This is a genomic window from Aerococcus mictus, from assembly GCF_003286595.3.
Taxonomy (GTDB): Bacteria; Bacillota; Bacilli; order Lactobacillales; family Aerococcaceae; genus Aerococcus; species Aerococcus mictus.
This window is the reverse complement of record NZ_CP132985.1, coordinates 2,096,754-2,117,296: the sequence shown is the minus strand read 5'-3', so window position 1 is coordinate 2,117,296 and position 20,543 is coordinate 2,096,754. Positions and strand designations below refer to the sequence as shown.

Below are 20,543 nucleotides of genomic sequence, written 5' to 3'. Positions count from 1 at the left end.
CGAAACGACTCCTTTCTATAGAAATAGTCTCTTTTAGTTTACCATGAAGCGGAAAAGTTATCCACATTTATTCGAATTGGGGATAAAAGTTTTCCCAAGTTGTTCATAGACTTATCCACAATCTGTGTATAGTTAGCAGGTAACAGGGGAAAACTTGTTCGACTGTGGATAATACCCTGGGGTAAAAGCCTAGCTACACACAGATTTAGTAAAAGAATCCACAGCTGTGGATAACTTCTCCCCTTGCTGTGGATTGTGTAGAAGTCTGTTAAAAGCCCTTGGGATAAGTTATAGACAGTAAGCTCTGTCCACTCCCCCTGGGAAAACTTATCCACTTTTGGGGATTTTAGAGAGTGTGACAGTCACACAAAAGGACGAAATCGCTGGAGAAAACTGGGATAAGCTCAGCTAGTCTGAGCGTTACCAGTTTTTGAAGCGGACGTTCGTCCTGTGACTGGAACACGTTTGAAGAGAGTGTGACAAGTGCGCCAAAGAGCAAGACCGCTGGAAGAAATATGCGGAAATCCTTGAAAAGGATTGACAAATATTTCTGAAGTGGAGTTCACTTTTGTCACCGAACTCAACTAGAGAGTGTGACTGTCACACAAAAGGACGAAAAAATTCGCATAAAAAAAGCCGAGCTTGCGCTCGACTTTGTTAGCAATCTTAGTCTTGACCTTGGTAAGCAAAGACCACGTTACCGTCATATAATTTCAATACTTTTTCAAAGAGAACTTTGCTGAGTAAGGCAACGGCTACGGGGATGATTAACCAAGAGAGAATGACTAAAGGAATACTTAGGCCGGCATCGAAGGATGCTAGCGGTCCGACAATACCCACTAAACCGAAACCAGCGGATTGTGGGGTACCGGAAATATTAAAGAGGGCTACTGGAATAGCGGTAATCACTGCGGTAAATAGGGTAGGTACCAAGATGATTGGGTACTTGAATAAGTTGGCCATCATCATCTTCATAGCCCCTAAGGCAATAGCTAGGGTAACCCCGGATTCATTGACTTTCCAAGAATGAACCACTAAAACGACTGTGGTTGCCGCAACCCCCATGGAAGCTGCCCCAGCAGCAATCCCATCGAGTTGGATAGCTAAACCGATCGCCACGGTTGAAATAGGTGAGATAATCAACATCGCGAATGAACAGGAGATCAAGATGGTCATTAGGATCGGTTGTAAATTGGTAAAGCTGTTAATGACACTACCGATGGCGCCAGTGAATTTAGCAATAATCGGTAGTAAGAGGACCCCGATCAAGGCCACCCCACAACCCACTAAGATCGGCATAGCAATCACAGCGGTGGAGCCAAATTTATCTTTGACCCAGAGTAAGACCAGAACCGCGATCGCGGCGGTGATCATGGTATTGATCAAGTCCCCGGTTCCTGCACCGATATAGGCCTTGGCTTCAGGGTTATATTGAATAACCCCCGAGCCCACGAAACTGGCTCCAGCAGTCACCATGACTTGCATGGGCTTGAAGCCAAATTGCATGGCGATTAAGGCCCCAATCAAAAGCGGGGTAGCTAATTGGAAAATTACGGCAATTTGAGAAATGGTAAGGGCTAGGGGAATGTGGGTAAAATATTTCAAAATCCCGGATAAAACGGCATTAGGAATTAAACCAATAACCACTCCTGTCGCTGTCCCATTCAATACTTTATTAAGAAAGACCTTAGGGGTCATTTGTGTTTCTTCACTCATATTGTCACTCCTTCTTCTCTAGAAATAATTGGTTGACTCTCAGTTAAAGACTGTCGCTAGAGTCTAAGAAGCGCATTAATATATCTCTGTTTCTTGGCTGAATTGAGCTAAATTGTGGACCACATCTTGTAAGAAGCGACCGGCCTCTAAACCGTCGAGGAGACGATGGTCAATGGAGAGACAGAGGTTAACCATGTCGGCCATCTTGAAATTACCGTCATCGCTGACAAGAAGGCGCTTCTTAATCGATTCGACTTGAAGAATCGCAGCTTGTGGTGGATTAATGATTCCCATGGATTGGACCGAACCGAAGACCCCCGTATTATTTACGGTAAAGGTCCCGCCTTGCATGTCTTGGCTGGTTGCCTCACCGTTTTTAACGGCTTGCGCGAGGCGGTCAATTTCATGGGCGATTCCATTGATGGAAAGACGGTCCGCCTGCTTAATCACTGGGACATAAAGATGGTCTTCGGTAGCTACTGCTATCGATAAGTTAATGTCTTTATGGTAGTGAATCCCATCTTCTTGCCAACTGGCGTTAAGCAGTGGGTGTTGTTTTAAGGCTTGGGTCACTGCTTTTACAAAGAATGGGAAGTAAGAGAGGTGGATCCCTTCATTATCCTGGTAGGAATCTTTCAAATGATTGCGTAAATTAACGATATTGGTCACGTCAGCTTCTACCATCATCCAAGCATGGGGAATCTCTTGGTAGGACTTGGTCATTTGTTTAGCAATGGCCTTACGGATACCATCGGCTGGTGTGACTTGGTCTTGAGATTGACTTGGTTGACTCACAGGAGTCTTGGCTGACTGATCAATTTGGTTGCTGCTTTCAGACTGGCTGGCAGTTTGGTCTGGGCTTGGGCCCGACTCAAGTGCCGCTAGGACATCTTTTCGCGTGATGCGCCCTTTAGCACCAGTTCCCACCAACTGAGACAAATCAATATTATGCGTCTGTGCTAATTTTAGCACAGCTGGTGAGTATCGGCTATCAAATTTTGATTTTTCTGAATCATTTGACAATTTCACTTCATTTACTTTTGTGCTTTGACTGCTACTTTCGCTTTGATCAGCGGCCTTAAGAACATCTTTTTTGGTAATCCGACCATTTTTGCCAGACCCGGTGACTTGTTTGAGATCGATTCCTTTCTCCTGGGCCAAACGAACGACAGCAGGGGAATAGTTGAGATTTTGAGTTGGCTCGGCTTCCTCTTTTGCTTCATCCGCATTCTCTTGGTCACTAGTTTCTGTAGAATGGGCTTCGGCTTGGTCGTCTGGGCCATCCCCTTCGACAATAATTGACAGGATGGCTTGGCCAATAGGGATTTCTTCATCTTCATCAACCAACAATTCGTCGATCACCCCACTATATTCGGAGGGGACCTCGGTGGTGACCTTGTCAGAGATCACTTCCGCCAGCGGGTCGTATTTTTTGACAGTATCGCCGGCTTTGACTAGCCAAGCGTTAATGGTCGCTTCATGAACACTTTCGCCTAGGGCCGGCATCTTGATGATTTTTTTAGTCATTAGTTTAAGCTCCCTTCTGCTTGATGACAAGTCTTAGCTATGGTTAGAATTCAGCGAGCTCTTTCATGGCTTGGTAGACCTTGTCCTCATCGACTAAGAATTCACGTTCTAAGTTTAGGGCATAGCCCACAGTAGGCACATCTGGGCCAGCTAAACGGCGGATGGGCGCGTCCAAGTCGAAGAGGGCTTCTTCAGCGATAATGGCGGCAATTTCACTCATTATCGCGCCTTCCTTATTATCTTCGGTAACTAAGAGGACCTTACCGGTTTTCTTAGCCGCTTCCACCAGGGTTTCCTTATCTAGTGGATAAAGGCTTCTCACGTCAACGACTTCACATTCAATGCCTTCTTCTTCACTTAAGCGTTCAGCCGCTTTGAGGGCGTATTGGAGGACAATCCCATAGGCAATCACGGTAATATCATCCCCTTGACGGAGGACATTGGCCTTGTCTAAAGGAACGGTATAGTCTTCACTAGGAATTTCATCTTTTAAGAGCCGGTAGAGGCGTTTGTGCTCATAGAAGAGGACGGGGTCATCAGAGCGGATAGCGGCCTTGATCATCCCTTTAGCGTCATAGACAGTGGAAGGGGTCACAATCCGTAGTCCCGGTTGTCCGGCAAAGACCTTGTCGGTAGTTTGGGAATGATAGAAACCGCCGCGGACACCAGCTCCATAAGGGGCGCGAAAGACAATTGGCGTGGTCCAGTCGCCCTTGGTCCGGTAACGCATCCTAGCAGCTTCGGAGTTAATTTGGTTAACGGCTGGGAGGATATAGTCCGCAAATTGGAATTCACCAATGGCCCGGTAGCCTTTAATCCCTAAGCCCACGGTTAAACCAGCGATGGCAATTTCAGTGAGGGGGCTGGAGAAGACCCGGTCATCCCCGTATTTAGCGGCTAGGCCTTTGGAGACCCCGAAAACCCCACCTTTTTCCCCACCGACGTCTTCACCAAAGATGAGGACCTTATCATCGCGGGCCATTTCTTCATCAATACCTTGGTTTAAGGCCTCTAAGTAAGTTATTTCTGTCATCTTGAGTCATTCCTTTCCTATTATATGGAGAAATTAGTCGGCATAGACTTGTTCATAGAGTGATTCTGGCGTCGGATCAGGGCTGGCTTCCGCTTCATCGGTGGCTTGGTCGACTTCCGCTTGCAGTTCTTGGTAGATTTTTTCGTTTTCTTCTTCAGTCAGATAGCCTTCCTCGATAAGTTGTGCTTTAAATTTCTTAATTGGGTCGTTGGCTTTCACTTCTTCCAGTTCTTCCGGCGACCGATAGACAGTTTGGTCGTCATCGGAGGAGTGACTGGTTAAACGGGTGACCATGAGTTCAATCAAGTGTGGGCCCCCGCCTTGGCGAACTTTTTCTACAGCTTTTTTGAAGGCCTTGTAGGTTTGAGCAAAATCAAAGCCGTCCACGCGTTCGCCGTCAAAACCGTAGCCAGGACCTCTTAGGGCTAAGGATTCGGCATGGTATTGGTGTTTGGCTGGTACTGAGATGGCATAACCGTTATTTTCCACCACGAAGATGACTGGGAGTTGCATAACCCCGCTAATGTTCATGGCTTCAGCACATTCCCCTTGGTTAAAGGAACCTTCACCCGTCGTTGTCAGGGCAATGCTGTCAGACCCATCCAGTTTGTTGGCTAGGGCGACACCTGCAGCGACAGGGTATTGGGTGGACACTGGGGAGGAGTGGCTGACAATATTGTGTTCCTTGGAGCCGAAGTGGTTTGGCATCTGCCGGCCGTGGGAGTTGGGGTCAGCATCCTTACCAAAGGTGGCCAGGAGAACATCGGTACAGGACATGCCCCACACCATGCAGGCAGTCATGTCCCGGTAGTAAGGTAGGAAGAAATCCTTGTCATGGTCAAAGGCTAAAGCCATGGCCACTAGACCGACTTCATGACCTTGACCAGAAATATTAAAGGAAGTCTTACCAATCCGGGTTAATTGCCAGATCCGTTCGTCGAGTAAACGGCTCCGGACCACATGCTTATAAGCCTCGATAATGGCTTCTTTACTTAGACCAGTACTTGCTAATTTTTCCATGATAGTCAACTCACTTTCTCTATTCGATGAGCTTTATGGCTCAATATACTTACTAAATCAACAAAAATATTTTTAGAGACTACTATATCCTTTGTGGCTGTAATTTACTTGTGAATGGCCATTTTCATAGCGTCTAAAGCGGCTTCTTGGAGGGCTTCTGAGAAGCTCGGGTGCGGGTGGACGGTGGTGGCGACTTCCTCATTGGTGGCATTGAGGTAGAGTCCCAGGCTGCCTTCACTGATCATCTCGGAAGCATGGGGGCCAAAAATGGTGATGCCTAGTAAGTCGTCCGTGACTTGGTCGCGGATAACTTCAATAAAGCCGTCACTGGCTTTCTCGATCAAGGCCTTGCCGTTACCTGCTAGGGGGAAGTGGCCGACCTTGGCTTCAACGTCTTCGGGGAGGTTGTCTTGGTTATAACCTACGCTGGCAATTTCTGGGGAACTATAGACACAACGTGGCAGCATGGTGTAGTTAAGCGGGTCACTGGTTTTCTTGACGATGTGGTCGACGGCACACTTGGCTTCAGCCATGGCCACATGAGCCAGTTGCAGGGTATTAATCGCATCACCGATGGCATAAATGTGGCCTTCCTTGGTTTGGTAGTGCTGGTTGACCTCAATCCCCTTCTTATCGTATTTAATGGAGGTATTATGAAGGCCAATGTTATCAATGTTAGGCTCGCGACCAACAGCCACCAGGACCTTGTCAAAGACTTCCTGGTCCTGACCCTGGTTCATGGAGACCAGAACCTGGCCATCCTGGACTTGGGCTTGGTCGACTTGGCAGTTGAGCTTCAGTGTGATGCCTTGATCTTTAAAGGCCTTGGCCAGGGCTTGGGAGATGTTTTTGCCTTCATTGGCTAAGAGCCGGTCTAGGTATTCGATAATGGTGACCTGGCTTCCCATCCGGGCAAGGAAAGAGGCAAATTCTACCCCAATGACCCCGCCCCCAATAATGGCAATGGACTTAGGAATTTCTCCAATCTCTAAGAGGCCGGTGGAAGAGAGGATATATTCCTCATCAATAGTAATATTGGGCAGGTTTTTGTTCCGTGACCCAGTAGCTATGATGACATTTTTGGGAACGATAATACTTTCTTCTTCCTCAGGATCGTTCGGGCTTACTGCAATGGCGCCAGAATTGGGAGAGAAGATCGAAGGCCCTAAAACGGCTCCGTGACCCTTTAGGAGGTGGACCTTGTTTTTCTTGACCAAACCTGCCACCCCGGTCACTAATTGTTTGACCACGGCATTTTTATAGGACTGGACTTTTTCCATCTTGACCTGGGACTGGCCTCCACTTTCAATGCCAAAAGCTTGGGCCTGGTCGACCGTGTCTTTTACATGGGCCGCCTGTAAGAGGGCTTTGGTAGGGATACAACCTCGATTCAAACAGGTTCCCCCCACTTTGTCCTCTTCAATTAAGTAAACCTCTAAGCCGAGCTTGGCTGCCTGGATAGCGGCCACATAGCCGGCAGGTCCACCGCCGAGTACGACTAAATCTGTATTGATCATCAACCGTCACCTTTCTTTCTATACACCTGACTTGAATAATTAGCTTTATTTATGGTTTATTTACTTGAAGTTAAAAAGAGGTGAAAAGATATGGATTTATAGCAAGTAAGCGCTTTCTTTTTCACTTTTATTATACTAATCCTTAGGTCATTTCGCAAAGGTTAGACTTAATTAATAAGAAGAAACTATTAATTATTTGCCGACTAGAAATCCTGTTTATAAGACTGCTGGGAAGGATGTGTTTTTTAGAAAAAGATTAGTCAGTTGGTGAATTTTTTTTTAGATTTCTATTGATCTTATTTCAGTTGTTCGGTATAATGTGAAAGATTGTTATTAGATATAACCATTCCCATATCATAGGAGGTGTCATTCATGAAGAGAACTTATCAACCAAATAAACGTCGTCGTCAAAAGAAACATGGCTTCCGCAACCGTATGAGTACAAAAAATGGTCGTCACGTTTTAGCGCGTCGTCGTCAAAAAGGCAGAAAACGACTTTCAGCATAAGACCACAAAGCGCTGTGGTCTTTTTTTATTTAGTGTCGAGGAGGGAATACAATGCGCAAGAGCTACCGAGTCAAGTCAGAAAAAGATTTTAGCTTGGTTTTCCACCAAGGAGATAGCAAGGCGAACCGGCAATTTGTAGTCTACTCCATCGAAAAAGAGCAAAAACATTTTCGGGTTGGACTCTCTGTGGGAAAAAAGATCGGCAATGCGGTGACCCGCAACCGGGTGAAACGGTTAATCCGCCAGGCACTGACCGAGTTAAAACCCTATATTAAAAGCAATGTCGATTTTATCATCATTGCCCGTAAGCCAACCAAGGCGATGAGCCAAGACCAGGTCAAGTCCAGTTTGATCCACGTCATGCGCTTACAGGGCCTCTTCCACACTGACCCGTCTAGGCCAGTAGAAAGAAACGAGAGGGCAGAAAGTGAAAATTAAACAAAATAAAAAACACCTGCTAGTTCTGGGGATGCTCTTAGTCGGAGTCCTGGTTCTGAGTGGGTGTGCCAGAGCCGGTGGTATGGAGCCGATTACAGCCGATTCCACGGGCTTCTGGGACCGTTATGTGCTCTATAACCTATCACAAATCATTATTTGGTTATCAGGAGTTTTTGGTAATAGTTACGGGATGGGGATTATTGTCTTCACCATCTTGGCCCGCCTCCTCTTAACCCCGCTCTATAGCTTACAAATGAAGAACACGGAGAAGATGCAAAAGATGCAGCCTGAACTTCGGGCCCTGCAAGAAAAGTATGCTTCCCGTGATTCGGAAACCCAACAAAAACTCCAAGAAGAGACCGCCAAACTGCAAGAGAAGTATGATACCAACCAATTTGCTGGCTGTCTCCCCTTATTAATCCAACTTCCAATTCTGACGGCCCTCTACCAAGCCATCAGTCGGACAGAGGCCTTAACTAATGGGCATTTCTTATGGATGGAATTAGGGAAGCCAGACCCTTACTTCATATTGCCAATTATTGCTGCGGTATCGATTTGGTATTCGACCCACCTCAGTCAGATTGCTTCAGGAATTAAATCAGGGTCTATGACAGCGATGCAATACGTTATGCCTGTCTTTATTTTCTTTGTTATGATGAACTTACCGAGTGCTTTGGCCTTATACATGGCAACTGCCAATGTCTTTACCATTGGCCAAACCCTATTGATCAACAACCCTTATCAAAAACAAAGGGCCCGCCACGAAGAAGAGGCCAAGGAAAGGGATTTGGAACGGCGCTTAGAGAAAGCCCGTCGCAACCCACGAGGTAAAAAGCGTAAGTAATAAGGAGCATCAAATATGAAATTAGAAACTTATCAAGGCGCCAGCGTTGAAGAGGCGATCGCAGCAGCTAAAGAAGGGCTCCAAGTCAGTGACATCCCGATGGAAGATGTCAAAATTCTCCAAGAGCCTAAAAAAGGTTTCTTTGGTTTTGGTAGCCAACCGGCCATTATTCAAGTCAGCCTAGCTGATGGTGAACCTAGTGTTGATGAGATTGTGGCTGAAGTAGCTGTTGAAGCAGAAACAGTCACTAACCCAGCAGCTGATAAAGAGCCGGCCACTACTGAAGTGGTCGAAGAAGCTAGCCAGGTTGAAGCGCTCGATGATAGCCAAAGTGCTGTCGGCCAAGCAACTAGTGAATCCAGTAGTGACAGCCAAGTAGCTCATACACTCGATAGTCAAAGCGCTAGCCCAGCTGATGCAAGTACCAGCGCCGAATTAGAGCCAGTGGAGAGTCAAAGTGAGCCAGCCAGCCAATCACTAGCAGCTGACTACTCAGCAACTGACAGCCAGTCTCAAGACGCAGATGAAGCGGATGACGAAGAAGAAGCTTCCTATCCTTTCGATTGGGGCGTTGAAGATGTGGCCCACTATCTCATCGATGTCATGGAAGCCTACCTAGTGGATGTGACCATTGATGTTGAAGATATGGATGACTTAATTATCTTCCATATTAATACCGACAAACCGGGCTTAGTGATTGGTAAGCATGGTAAGATTATCAATTCCTTAGAAACCCTGGCTCAGATTCTCACTCATTCCCATGTGCGTAAACGTGTAGCTGTTGAAGTGAATGTGGGCGACTACCGGGAACGTCGTGAGCAAACCTTGGAGAAATTGGCGGAAAGAACCGCTGATCAAGTGACTGTGGAACGTGAAGACGTCACCTTGAGTCCCTTGCCAGCGCGTGAACGGAAGATTATTCACCGTTGCCTATCCAAATATAGTCATATTAAAACCCAGTCCCAAGGCCGCGATCCCCATCGTTATATGGTCGTGTCCTATAAGGACTAGTGATATGGTAAGAAGAACTCCAGTGTCTGATGGCGCTGGAGTTTTTTTATATCAACAAATGAGGTTGGTGAGCAGTTAGTACAAAAATTGTATAAATACGCCTTTCAGAGGAGCGATTAGTCAAGAAATAAGATATTTATTTTTTGGCTTTTTTCTTTATGTTTATTTTTTATCAAGGCCAAGAGATGGCTTGTGAAATCACTTTACCTGAGCATCTTGGCTTAGTGATAGTGATTTTAACGGCTAGATAAAGAATAAGTGCACAAGCATATAACTGATAAAGCGCTTACATTTTTGCTACAATACTTGTGAAGATAATAAATCCAAAGAAAGGAAGTGTTTTTTCTATGTCAGAGATCAAAACAATTGGAGTGATTGGAGCCGGCTCAATGGGGGCAGGGATTGCCAACGTGTTTGCTTCCAATGGTTACCAGGTGATCTTAAGAGATATTGAAGACAAGTTTGTCCAAGGGGGGATAGACCGGATTAGTAAATTCCTCGACGGTAGTGTGAAACGGGGGAAATTAGATGAAGCGGGCAAGGAAGAAGTTCTTAGCCGCATCACCGGAACCACCGACCTCAAGGACTTCAAAGATGTGGACTTCGTGGTTGAAGCCGTTCTAGAAAAGATGGAGCTCAAACAGGAAGTTTTTAAAGAAGTGGAAGGCATTGTTCGTGATGACATTGTCCTAGCGACTAATACCTCTTCCCTATCCATTACCGAAATTGCTAGTGTCTTAGAAGATCCGAGTCGTTTCGCGGGGATGCACTTCTTCAACCCACCACAAGTGATGAAGTTAGTAGAAATTATCTATGGCTATGAAAGCAGTGATGAGACGGTAGCGGTGGTTAGAGAAGTTGCTGAAAGTATCGGTAAAGAAACCGTGACCGTTCATAAAGATTCCCCAGGTTTCATCGTTAACCGGATCATGATCCCTCAAATGATCGAGGCCATCAAGGTGCTCGAAGAAGGTATTGCCACTCCAGAAGACATTGACAAGGCCATGCGCTATGGCTTAAACCATCCCATGGGATCCTTTGAACTCCAAGACTATGCTGGGGTAGATATTGGTTACTATGTCATGGAATACTTCGAACAAGAGTATGGTGACCCACGCTGGACCCCACCAGTTACCATGAAGAATATGATGCGGGCTGGTCGCTTCGGTAAGAAAGCAGGCAAAGGCTTCTACGACTACGATGAAGATGGCAATCAATTACCTTCTGAACAAGCCAAAAACCAAGAAAAATTACAAGGAAAATAGTGAGATGACCAAAAGGCCCAAAAGCGCTAGACTTGGGAGAAGAAATGAATATCCTAGCTGCTTAAAGGGCATATGAGCGAATTAAAGGACAAGGAGACTATTATGGTTAAAGAATCTAGAGCAGACATTGATGCAGTTGAAAAAATGTTTTATTCCGACCTTTATAACTATGCTGAAGACTTAACCGATGGGGAAAAAGAAGTTCTGCAAGAGGTTGAAAAGGTTCTAAAAGAAGATATCTACCCCGTCCTCGATGAGCACTGGGACAAGGCAACTTTCCCACTGGAAGAAATGCAAAAAATTATTGATATTGACCTTATCCAAAACCCTAAATTATTAGAAGGTCGTGAAGATGGGACCATCAGCCAACTCTTCCGGGGCTTCCGGGCTTATACCTTAGCCAAGACTGACCCGGTGATTGGGACCTTCTATACCTCTAATGGGGGGCTCTTCCACGAATGTGTCAAAATTGGGGGTAGCAAGGAACAGCAAGAAAAACTCATGCCAGGCGTCCTCAGCTGGGAAGGTAAGGGTGTCTTAGCCATGACCGAACCTGAACACGGCTCTGATATTGCTGGCGGGATGGCAGCGACCGCTAAACGGGAAGGTGACACCTGGATTCTGAATGGTCATAAGAAATGGATCGGTGGCGGGACTCTAGCTAAGTGGCACGCTTTCTTTGCTCGTGATGTGGACGATGGCCAAGTGAAGATGTTCTTTGTGGAACGGGAAAGTGAAGGGGTCGAAACCTTCAACACCGAACCCAAAGCCTTCTTCCGGATGATGCCTAATGCGGAAATTATTTATACCGATGTTAAAGTGCCTGAGTCCCAACGGGCGCAAAATGTGAACTCTTGGAAGGACGCGGCGAACATCCTCCGTAATACCCGGTCTGACGTGGCTTGGTTACTGGCAGGTGCGACAGCCGGCGCCTTTGAAGCAGCCTTGAAGTACACCCGGGAACGGGAAGCCTTCGGTAAGACCGTGGCCAGCTTCCAATTGATCCAAGAAAAATTGTCCCGCATGGCAATGAACGCTCAAGCTACCCTAGCGATTGCAGTGAGATTAGCCCAACAACAAGAACGTGGTATCTACAAAGAAGAGAACTCTTCTATGGCCAAGATGCATAACGGCTACCGGGCTCGTGAAAATGCTGCTTTAGCTCGGGAAGTCTGTGGGGGTAACGGCATTCTCTTGGAATACGATGTGCCACGTTTCATGGCGGATATTGAAGGGATGTACACCTATGAAGGGACCCACGAGGTTAACTCCCTCATTATCGGTCGTTACTACACTGGCCAACAAGCCTTTATCTAAAGTTTTCGATAATTAAGCGCTGGGCTAAAACTTAGCCGAATAATATAAGAAGACGAAAAAAGTGTCTCTTTCACTGATGAGTGATGGAGGCACTTTTTGTTTGTCTAAGCCCAAAGAAAAAGGATCTAGCAGATTTATTCTACTAGATCCTTATTTATTACTTATTTGTCAAAATGTGCTCCAGTGGTCTTGCTCTCTGACGCGCTTGTCGCACTCTCTTCAAACGTGTTCGCTGACAAAAGTGAACTCCGCTTCGGTAATATTTGTCAATCCTCTACGAGGATTTCCGCATATTTCCTCCAGCGTTTCACTTTTTTGTCGTCAGCTCACACTCTCTTCCTTTATTTAATAATTTCTCCGCTGCTTGCATTGACGTCCACGTCATCGACGTTAGTGAGGTCGACTTCGTAGTGGATGACGCCGTTGTCATCGACAGAGAGTTCCCAGTTCTTGACTTTTTCGCCTGGGTGTTCAGCGAGGGCCTTTTCCATGGCTTCTTTTGGTGTGATTAAGCTGGTGACTTCGAGTTGTTTGGTTTCGTCATTGGCTTCTTTTTCAGCTTCTACCTTTAAGACTTCACCAGTATCGGGGTCAATGTGCATGTCCCATTCGTTTTCTGCGTTGTAGCCTTGGATTTGATAGGTATGTTTGCTGAATTCTTCTTCGTAGTCAAATTCAATTTCTTCAATCTTCACGTCTTGGGCGCCGGTTTCTTCGTTAAATTTATTCACGGCATCCTCGATAGAGATGGCATATTCTTTGTTTTCAATGCCTTCTTGGTCCTGGCTGGATTGATTGGATTCAGCTTGGTCCTTATTGTCTTCTTTAGACTCTTTTTGGCCCTTGCTGTCCTCTTGAGAAGCTGTTTCTCCCTTGGTTTCTTGAGAAACTTCTTGGCTGCTTTCATTTTGGTCAGTGTTAGCCTTATCTCCCCCATCATTGGCTTGGCCACAGGCAGCTAAGGTAAAGATGCTGGCTAGACTGACTAATGAGATTTTCAATTTCTTATTCATATAATCGTCCTCCTCAAAATACTTTTATATGATTAACATACTTTAAGCTTAGGAGAAATATTGATAAACCACAAATGGAAGCGCTTCATTTTCTAGATTCTTAAAGTCTCCTTAATAAAAAACAGAGAAAAACTTAGAGTTTCTCTCTGTTTAGAAGGGAATGGTTTATCGATTGTCTGCTACAGTTGCCTGATTTAATCACCTAAGCTTACAGCGGTGCCACTGCAGGTGACCATGAGTATGCCATTATTAGCGCCTAGGGTTTCATAGTCCATCTTAACGCCCACTACAGCATCAGCGCCCAGGTCTTTAGCCCGGTCAGCCATTTCTTGGAGGGCTTCTTCGCGGGCTTGGGTCAGTTCGCCTTCGTAACCCTTGGACCGACCGCCAAAGACATTACGGAAACCAGCGCCCATATCTTTGAGCAGGTTGACCCCGGCCACCACTTCGCCAAAGACAATGCCCTGGTAGCTAGTGATGGTCTTGCCTTGGATGTTTGGTGTTGTTGTAATAATCATGATAAGCCTCCTTAGTAAATAATGAAAGCGTTCTATTTCTACCACTATTTTATCACTATGCCTGTCGACTTAGTATCGAAAATCGCAAAAAACCGTTCCCTTTTTTATGCTGAGGGAACGGTTTTTATCAAATTTGAGCTAAATTTCTCTGATCAGTTAGTTTAAGCCCTCTTCATTGGCTAAGGCTTGGATACTGAAGTCATGCTGGCGGGCCAGTTGGCTAGGGGCTTTGACTTCTTGGTCGTTAGAAGCCTTGGCCTTGGCTTCTCGGTAGTTGACGTCAAATTTAAGGAGACGGTAGCCGGCGGAAGCAATTGGCACCCCAATTAGCATACCAGCCACGCCCATTAAACCGCCACCGACCGTGACTGCGATCAAGACCCACATGCCAGGGAGTCCCAGGGAATTGCCAACCACTTTGGGATAGATCAAGTTCCCTTCAATTTGTTGGACAACCACAATAAATACGACAAAGAGCAGGGCTTGGATCGGTGAATGCATAAGGATCAACAGAAAACCCAGTCCTCCAGAGATATAGGCGCCCAAAAGTGGGATAATAGCTGTCACCCCAGTGAGGACCCCGATCATGCTGGCGTAAGGGAAGCCAAAGATCCACATGCCAAAGCCGACCATACAGCCCAGGATAGCGGCCTCTACCACTTCTCCCGCGATAAAGTTATAGAAGGCATCGTTTACCATGGCGAGGACATAGTGGATTTGGTTATAACGCTTGTCCTTTAAATAAGCCTTGGTAAGTCGGTGGAATTGTTGACCCAGTCTTTCTTTGGACATCAAAATATAGAAAGTAATGATGATGGCAATAAAGATAGTAACGATCCAGCTGGCCACTGAAGTGACAGCACCAATGGTTGACCCGATTAAACTCGAGGTGAGTCCTTGGGCAAAGCTGACGGTGCGCCGGACCATGTTTTGCCAGTTGAGGTCCAAGTTCCCCATATAGGAGACAATTTCCGGATAGAGGTCCTCGTAACGCTCTAGGAGTCGATCGAGACTTTGGAAGAGGCGGGGGAGGATCTCCATGAAGTTGGTCACTACAGCCACCAATTGGGGAATAATCAAGCCCAAGGTGAGGGCGATAATGGCCAGAATCGTTAAGAGGGCCAAGACAATGGCGATGGGGCGGCGGATTTTGGCCAGCCAGTCCTTATCGGCATGGGGCCAGAGATACTTCTCATAAAGTGACATTAAAATATTGACCACATAGGCCATCATGGCCCCTAAAGTGATCGGATAGGCAATCGACCAGACTTGGCCCAGCCAGGAGACGATGGTTGACCAGTTGAGGACAATTAGGCAGAGGGCAATGACGCCTAGTCCCAATGATAACCATTGTTTGCGGTTAAAATGCACAAAGTTAACCTCCTTTATTGGTTAAAGATTGAATATTTTTTTGGCATAAGTTTACTTTAACAAATTATTGGCTAGAAGTCTTAAGAAAAAAGCAAAGTCGGCACTCTTTTTGGCCCTTTGGAAATATTTTGTAAAAATAAGCTTTATCACTTTAGAAAAATTCTAAACTAGTGTATACTAAGCATACAAAAGCAAGATGATTAACAAGGAGGAAGAAAAAATGACTGATTTTCAACAGTTCATCGTGACCTTGGTCACTGGAGCAATCGCCCTCTGCCTACAATTTCTGATGGGGCGGGAGACCATGGCTTTTTGGGTGATTGCGATTTGGGGGATTATCATGGCCCTCATTTTGGCTAAGGACATGATTGAAACCCTAAAGGATGGCTACTATGGGGTAGATATCCTGGCCATTACCGCTATCCTAGCCACTCTAGCTGTGGGGGAACACTGGGCCAGTTTAATGATCTTAGTGATGATGACTGGGGGAGAATCCCTGGAAGCCTATGCTACCCAACAAGCCAGCCGAGAACTGGAAGCCTTACTGGAACATTCCCCCCAATTTGCCCACCGGATTAATACCGACAGTTCGGTAGATTCCGTCCCGGTGGAAGAGATTCAAGTCGGCGACCAAGTCAGGGTCCGTCCCAATGAATTGGTGCCTGTGGACGGAGTCATTGTCCAAGGGGAGACCTTTGTCGATGAATCGTCCTTGACCGGTGAATCCAAGCCGGTAGAGAAAGGCGTGGGCGACGAACTGATGTCAGGGTCTATTAATGGGGAGGCCAGTCTGACTTTCGAAGTGAAGAAGGCTGCTAAGGATAGCCAGTACCAACGTTTAGTGGCCCTGGTGGAGAATTCTAAGGAAGAGCCCGCTCCCTTTGTCCGCTTAGCTGACCGTTATGCGGTACCTTTTACCATTATTGCCTATGTCATTGCCTTTATTGCCTGGTTTGTCTCAAAAGACCCAGTTCGTTTTGCGGAAGTCCTAGTGGTGGCTTCACCTTGTCCCTTAATTATCGCCGCTCCGGTGGCTATTGTCGGGGGGATGAGTAATTCCAGCCGCAATGGGATTGTCATGAAATCAGGAACCAGCTTGGAAAAACTCGACCAAGTCAAAACGGCGGCCTTTGATAAAACCGGAACCATTACCCAGGGTTCTTTAGCTGTTGATGATATCCAAGTCCAAGGGAGATTTGAGGTGGATCATATTCTCCACTATGCAGCTAGTGCCGAACAATCCTCTACCCACGTTTTGGCCCGGTCCTTAGTGGATGACGCTCAAAAACAGGGTCTGGACCTTAGTCCGGTTAACCACTTAGAAGAAGTGACTGCTGCTGGGGTTAAAGGCCAAGTGGACAGTAAGGAAGTCAAGGTGGGTAAAGCTGACTTTGTCGGGGCTGAGAAGATCACTGACGGCAAGACCAATGTCTATGTGTCCATTGACGGTGCTTATGCGGGTCGGATTACCTTTAACGACCAAATCCGTCCCGAAGCTCCAGCGACCATCCATGAATTAGAAAGCTTGGACCTGGACCGTATTATCATGCTGACCGGTGATGATGAAAATATTGCCCAAAGGATCGCTCACAGCGCGGGGATTGAAGAAGTCCATGCCAACTTGCTGCCGGAAGATAAGATTAACCTGCTCAAAGACCTAAGGGAAGACTTCCGTCCAGTGATGATGGTGGGGGACGGGGTTAATGATGCCCCAGCCCTGACTGTAGCAGATATTGGGATTGCTATGGGCGCCCACGGGTCAACCGCTGCCAGTGAATCGGCAGATGCGGTAATCTTGAAGGATGATCTCTCCAAGGTGGCCCAAGCAGTTAAAGTTGCCAAGCATACCCTGAAAGTCGCCAAGCAAGCAGTGATCTTTGGGATCGTAACCTCAATTATCCTAATGTTAATTGCCTCCACCGGTGCCATCCCCGCCCTACTCGGAGCCATTCTCCAAGAAGTTATGGACCTCATAGCTATCTTCTATGCTCTACGTGCCCGCATGCAGGTTTAAGGATTGTGATAAAGGATCAGGGAGGATAAGCCTTGGAGGAGAAAAAGATTGAGAAAGGAATGATGTGGCTAATTTTCGCATTTATCTTTCATTCACCTGCTCTACTTGCCTAGATCGATTGAATCTATCAATGAATGAATAAATAAACGAAGTTAACCATGGTCTCATGATTTTATGGAATTTTAGTTTATTAATTTTTGACAATTAATGAAAGAAAAAAATAAATGGAGGTATATCAATGAAATACGCTATTGTTGGTACATCGCATGCTGGTTATGAAGCCGCTCAAACGATTCTTGAGGCGCAACCAGATGCAGAAATTAATTTATATGAAGCAGGTTCAACCGCTTCCTTCCTATCCTGTGGGATTCAATCCTACTTAGAAGGCGAATCTGAATCTTTAGATGACTTACATTACGCTAATGAGGCTTCATATAAGGAACAAGGCATAAATATTATGGTCAATACCGAAGTCGTTTCCTTTGATGGCGACGCTAAGACGGTTACCGTTAAAACCCCAGAAGGTGAACGGACCGATGACTATGACAAGTTAATCCTCTCCCCTGGTGCCATCCCAACCCCTCTACCTGTTGACGGCGTTGACGCTGAAAATGTCTTTTATCTCCGTGGTCGTGACTGGGCACAAAAAGTTCATGACCGTATGGAAGACGCTAAGAGAGTCGTTGTTGTCGGTGGTGGTTACATTGGGATTGAAGCAGCTGAAGCTTACGCCCTAGCAGGAATTGACACCACAGTCATTGACTTCCAAGACCGCATCTTACCCACCTACTTAGATGAAGAATTTACTGATATCTTAACCAAGAATGCTGAATCTCACGGTTTAACTTTCCATGGTGGTGAAGGGGTTCAATCCTTCGAAACTAAGGATGGTAAAGTCAGTGCAGTCGTTACTGACAAGAATACATATGAAGCTGACACCGTGATTGTTTCTATCGGTATTAAACCTAATACCAAATGGTTAGAAGGTTTAGTTGATATGGACCAAAAAGGATTTATTGAAGTCAATGAAAAACATGAAACTTCAGTAAAAGACGTTTACGCTGCTGGGGATGCTACCCTAGTACCATTTAGCCCAACAGGTAAGAAAGTTTCCTATGCTTTAGCTTCTACCGCTCGTCGCCAAGGTATTGTCGCAGCTAAAAATGCTTTAGGTGAAGAAGCAACCATCCGTCCAGTCTCAGGGACTTCTGGCCTACACTTATTCGACTATGAATTCTCTACTTCAGGGATCAAAGATTCCAACGCTGACTGGTATGATGGTGAAGTGGACAGTAAGTATGTCACCGCCCGCTTACGCCCAACTTTCTTTACTGAATTAAATGACGACAATAACACCGTCTACATGCAAATCAACTTTGACAAAGAATCTCATGTTGTGCTTGGTGCCCAATTCATGTCAAAAGGCAGTGTTGGCGAATTAGGTAACATTATGTCAGTTGTCATTGATCATAAGATGACTTTAGAAGAACTTGAAGCCCAAGACTTCTTCTTCCAACCAGAATTTGATGGCCCATGGCATCCAATTAACGTCTTAGCAATGCAAGCTTTAGGACGTACCTACGGATCCGATAAAATGTTATTTATGTAATTGCAGTAAAATGATTTAAAAAACTCCTTCAATAAGACCCGCCCAGAGATTGATCAACAGTCCTTGGGCGGGCTTTATTTTGACAGTAGCTAACTAGATAAAGAAGTTATCTTGAGTCTTGGGCAACGAACTAGCTCTTTTTGATTTTAGGTAATAAAAAAGACGCGCTCAGGCGTCTTTTCTTCTACTCTTTCTATAATGGGAGGAGAAAGATAGAAATAATGTATCTATTTACTACGGTTTTATATTAAGCCATAATTGTGAAGAACTTGTGAACAAACTGGGAAGAAACTAACAAATCTCTTAATTATTCTTCTTTGTCATGGTCACTTTCTTCATACTGAGCGGCTTGGCCGACGATCTCATCTTCGGGGAGGCGTTGGGCATCTAACTTGCCGACTCTTTGCTTGTCCTCTTCAACCACTTCAAAGACCCAGGCGCCAACGGCAAAATGGTCGCCGAGTTCAGGTAGCTTACCAAGATAATGGGTGGCAAAGCCGTTGATAGTGTGGTAGAGGTTGGCTTCCTTGAGGGGAAGTTGGAGGAGGGGTTGGCTCTTTTCAATCGCGCAGCCTCCGCTGAAGATATAGTGTTGGCCTTCTTCCAAAACTTCGATATCTTGGGTGACCACATCGTCTTCGTCCCAGATTTCCCCCACTAATTCCTCTAAGACATCTTCCATGGTAACGATCCCAATCATGCCCCCGTGTTCATCACGGACAACGGCCATATGGATTTGTTTGGCTTGCATTTGCCGCAAGAGGGTGGCGAGTTTCATATTTTGTGGGATGGAGAAGGTATCCAGTAGGAGACTGTTTAAGAGAATCTTCTTCTCGGGATGTTTGAATTTTTCCCGCAAATAGCGGTTGAAGTCGCGTTCGTGGAGGACACCGAGGACATTGTCGATGTCTTCTTCATAGACTAAGAGCCGGGAATAGGGTTGGTTTTCAAAGATGGCTTCAATTTCTTGGTCACTGTCCGAAACATCGATGGCTTCAACATCGATCCGCGGGGTAATGATGGCGGAGACTTCCCGGTCATCGAAGCGGATGGCGGCCTTGACTAAGCGTTGTTCATCGTGCTCAATGCTGCCGCCGACCCGGGCTTCATCCACCATGGACAGCAATTCTTCTTCACTAATACCTTCTTGGGCCTCCAAGGGAAAGAAGTGTTGGACCATTTTTTGCCATTGGTTAACTAACCAGACTAGGGGTTTGAAGAGCCACATGATAGCCCGTAGGTAGGGGGTGGAGAACTTGGCAAAGGGTTCAGGAACAATCTTGGCGATCAGTTTGGGGGTGATTTCTGAGAAGAGCAAGAGGGTCACTGTGGTAAAGACCGTGGCAATGGTGGCGCCATATTCAGGAATCAACTCCATAAAGATCACTGTCGCAATGGAAGAAGCGGCAATATTAACGAAGTTATTACCGATTAAAATCGTCGATAATAAGGAATCAAATTGATTTTGTAAGTCTAGGGCTTGTTTAGCGCGGTCGTCACCCAATTCGGCTTCATTCTGTAAACGAATCGAAGACGCTGAGGTGAAGGCCGTTTCCGATGATGAAAAGTAGGCCGATAAGATTACACAGACTAAAAAGATGATTATGCTGACAAGAAAACTGTCATCCATAGATGAAATTCCTCCTAAATTTTATTACTACTATCATAGCACAAAGCCTGGGCTAGTCCTATTGATAGCCTAGAAAAATTCTAAAAATTGAACCGGTTAGGAGCTTGCTTTATTTTAATAGAATATAAAGTTTATTTGTCTTTAGAATTCTTCTAATCTTGTGAAAAACATTGCAAGCCGACTAGATCTGGGG

At 45.8% G+C, this 20,543-nt stretch carries 16 protein-coding genes and 2 pseudogenes; 8 read left to right on the top strand and 10 right to left on the bottom strand.

The features are described from left to right. Window positions 1-666: 666 nt before the first annotated feature. From DBT49_RS09715 to lpdA, 6 genes and pseudogenes are all read right to left on the bottom strand, one after another. Window positions 667-1,716: a PTS sugar transporter subunit IIC gene (locus tag DBT49_RS09715; protein WP_070558801.1), complete on the bottom strand. Its 1,050-nt coding sequence runs from the start codon at window positions 1,714-1,716 to the stop codon at window positions 667-669. A 75-nt stretch (window positions 1,717-1,791) separates the two neighbouring features. Then, window positions 1,792-2,478, bottom strand: a pseudogene (locus DBT49_RS09785) (dihydrolipoamide acetyltransferase family protein); the annotation flags it as partial. A gap of 120 nt (window positions 2,479-2,598) precedes the next feature. After that, window positions 2,599-3,243: pseudogene (locus DBT49_RS09780) on the bottom strand (E3 binding domain-containing protein); the annotation flags it as partial. Window positions 3,244-3,286: 43 nt separating this feature from the next. After that, window positions 3,287-4,276 carry an alpha-ketoacid dehydrogenase subunit beta gene (locus DBT49_RS09705; RefSeq protein WP_070558797.1) on the bottom strand — a complete coding sequence of 330 codons (990 nt, stop codon included), beginning with the start codon at window positions 4,274-4,276 and terminating at the stop codon, window positions 3,287-3,289. Between the two features lie 33 nt (window positions 4,277-4,309). Next, window positions 4,310-5,296: a thiamine pyrophosphate-dependent dehydrogenase E1 component subunit alpha gene (locus DBT49_RS09700; protein WP_070558795.1), complete on the bottom strand. Its 987-nt coding sequence runs from the start codon at window positions 5,294-5,296 to the stop codon at window positions 4,310-4,312. Window positions 5,297-5,400: 104 nt separating this feature from the next. After that, a complete protein-coding gene (gene lpdA / locus DBT49_RS09695) occupies window positions 5,401-6,816 on the bottom strand; it encodes a dihydrolipoyl dehydrogenase (RefSeq protein ID WP_101560548.1) in 1,416 nt (471 codons plus the stop codon). A gap of 369 nt (window positions 6,817-7,185) precedes the next feature. Here lpdA and rpmH point away from each other — a divergent pair, with 369 nt between their 5' ends. The 6 genes from rpmH to DBT49_RS09665 all read left to right on the top strand — a co-directional run bounded on the left by rpmH (window position 7,186) and on the right by DBT49_RS09665 (window position 12,195). Beyond that, window positions 7,186-7,320 carry a 50S ribosomal protein L34 gene (gene rpmH, locus DBT49_RS09690; RefSeq protein WP_013669588.1) on the top strand — a complete coding sequence of 45 codons (135 nt, stop codon included), beginning with the start codon at window positions 7,186-7,188 and terminating at the stop codon, window positions 7,318-7,320. 51 nt (window positions 7,321-7,371) lie between these two features. Then, complete coding sequence (gene rnpA, locus DBT49_RS09685; RefSeq protein WP_064293045.1) at window positions 7,372-7,758, top strand: ribonuclease P protein component; 387 nt, start codon at window positions 7,372-7,374, stop codon at window positions 7,756-7,758. Continuing rightward, window positions 7,748-8,602, top strand: coding sequence for a membrane protein insertase YidC (yidC, locus tag DBT49_RS09680; RefSeq protein ID WP_306740197.1), 855 nt, complete (start codon window positions 7,748-7,750; stop codon window positions 8,600-8,602). The genes rnpA and yidC overlap by 11 nt, the downstream gene beginning before the upstream one ends. A gap of 15 nt (window positions 8,603-8,617) precedes the next feature. Further along, window positions 8,618-9,613 carry an RNA-binding cell elongation regulator Jag/EloR gene (jag, locus tag DBT49_RS09675; protein ID WP_070558791.1) on the top strand — a complete coding sequence of 332 codons (996 nt, stop codon included), beginning with the start codon at window positions 8,618-8,620 and terminating at the stop codon, window positions 9,611-9,613. A 347-nt stretch (window positions 9,614-9,960) separates the two neighbouring features. Further along, on the top strand, window positions 9,961-10,878 hold the full coding sequence (locus DBT49_RS09670; protein ID WP_070558789.1) for a 3-hydroxyacyl-CoA dehydrogenase family protein: 918 nt from the start codon (window positions 9,961-9,963) through the stop codon (window positions 10,876-10,878). A 102-nt stretch (window positions 10,879-10,980) separates the two neighbouring features. Further along, window positions 10,981-12,195 carry an acyl-CoA dehydrogenase family protein gene (locus tag DBT49_RS09665; RefSeq protein ID WP_060778995.1) on the top strand — a complete coding sequence of 405 codons (1,215 nt, stop codon included), beginning with the start codon at window positions 10,981-10,983 and terminating at the stop codon, window positions 12,193-12,195. Window positions 12,196-12,536: 341 nt separating this feature from the next. Here DBT49_RS09665 and DBT49_RS09660 read toward each other — a convergent pair whose 3' ends face one another. The 3 genes from DBT49_RS09660 to DBT49_RS09650 form a co-directional block, all read right to left on the bottom strand. Then, window positions 12,537-13,208, bottom strand: a complete 672-nt coding sequence (locus DBT49_RS09660) for a PepSY domain-containing protein (protein WP_111846197.1) — start codon at window positions 13,206-13,208, stop codon at window positions 12,537-12,539. A 194-nt stretch (window positions 13,209-13,402) separates the two neighbouring features. Beyond that, entirely contained in the window at window positions 13,403-13,726 is a 324-nt protein-coding gene (locus DBT49_RS09655) for a putative heavy metal-binding protein (RefSeq protein ID WP_070558786.1), read from the bottom strand. Between the two features lie 156 nt (window positions 13,727-13,882). Next, window positions 13,883-15,097: an AI-2E family transporter gene (locus tag DBT49_RS09650; protein WP_111872430.1), complete on the bottom strand. Its 1,215-nt coding sequence runs from the start codon at window positions 15,095-15,097 to the stop codon at window positions 13,883-13,885. Window positions 15,098-15,317: 220 nt separating this feature from the next. On the opposite strand from DBT49_RS09650, the gene DBT49_RS09645 reads away from it, so the two are divergent. Together DBT49_RS09645 and DBT49_RS09640 are read left to right on the top strand one after the other, a co-directional pair. Then, on the top strand, window positions 15,318-17,111 hold the full coding sequence (locus DBT49_RS09645) for a heavy metal translocating P-type ATPase (protein ID WP_111872431.1): 1,794 nt from the start codon (window positions 15,318-15,320) through the stop codon (window positions 17,109-17,111). Window positions 17,112-17,349: 238 nt separating this feature from the next. Further along, window positions 17,350-18,720, top strand: coding sequence for an FAD-dependent oxidoreductase (locus DBT49_RS09640; protein WP_013669627.1), 1,371 nt, complete (start codon window positions 17,350-17,352; stop codon window positions 18,718-18,720). A 307-nt stretch (window positions 18,721-19,027) separates the two neighbouring features. On the opposite strand, the gene DBT49_RS09635 is transcribed toward DBT49_RS09640, so the two are convergent. Continuing rightward, window positions 19,028-20,350: an HlyC/CorC family transporter gene (locus tag DBT49_RS09635; protein ID WP_013668483.1), complete on the bottom strand. Its 1,323-nt coding sequence runs from the start codon at window positions 20,348-20,350 to the stop codon at window positions 19,028-19,030. Between the last annotated feature and the right edge of the window lie 193 nt (window positions 20,351-20,543).

What these genes read in the sequence shown, in the direction of transcription:
- DBT49_RS09715 (WP_070558801.1), bottom strand. Translation starts at nt 1,716, where the DNA reads ATGAGTGAAGAAACACAAATGACCCCTAAGGTCTTTCTTAATAAAGTA.
- DBT49_RS09705 (WP_070558797.1), bottom strand. Translation starts at nt 4,276, where the DNA reads ATGACAGAAATAACTTACTTAGAGGCCTTAAACCAAGGTATTGATGAA.
- DBT49_RS09700 (WP_070558795.1), bottom strand. Translation starts at nt 5,296, where the DNA reads ATGGAAAAATTAGCAAGTACTGGTCTAAGTAAAGAAGCCATTATCGAG.
- rpmH (WP_013669588.1), top strand. Translation starts at nt 7,186, where the DNA reads ATGAAGAGAACTTATCAACCAAATAAACGTCGTCGTCAAAAGAAACAT.
- rnpA (WP_064293045.1), top strand. Translation starts at nt 7,372, where the DNA reads ATGCGCAAGAGCTACCGAGTCAAGTCAGAAAAAGATTTTAGCTTGGTT.
- jag (WP_070558791.1), top strand. Translation starts at nt 8,618, where the DNA reads ATGAAATTAGAAACTTATCAAGGCGCCAGCGTTGAAGAGGCGATCGCA.
- DBT49_RS09670 (WP_070558789.1), top strand. Translation starts at nt 9,961, where the DNA reads ATGTCAGAGATCAAAACAATTGGAGTGATTGGAGCCGGCTCAATGGGG.
- DBT49_RS09665 (WP_060778995.1), top strand. Translation starts at nt 10,981, where the DNA reads ATGGTTAAAGAATCTAGAGCAGACATTGATGCAGTTGAAAAAATGTTT.
- DBT49_RS09660 (WP_111846197.1), bottom strand. Translation starts at nt 13,208, where the DNA reads ATGAATAAGAAATTGAAAATCTCATTAGTCAGTCTAGCCAGCATCTTT.
- DBT49_RS09655 (WP_070558786.1), bottom strand. Translation starts at nt 13,726, where the DNA reads ATGATTATTACAACAACACCAAACATCCAAGGCAAGACCATCACTAGC.
- DBT49_RS09645 (WP_111872431.1), top strand. Translation starts at nt 15,318, where the DNA reads ATGACTGATTTTCAACAGTTCATCGTGACCTTGGTCACTGGAGCAATC.
- DBT49_RS09640 (WP_013669627.1), top strand. Translation starts at nt 17,350, where the DNA reads ATGAAATACGCTATTGTTGGTACATCGCATGCTGGTTATGAAGCCGCT.
- DBT49_RS09635 (WP_013668483.1), bottom strand. Translation starts at nt 20,350, where the DNA reads ATGGATGACAGTTTTCTTGTCAGCATAATCATCTTTTTAGTCTGTGTA.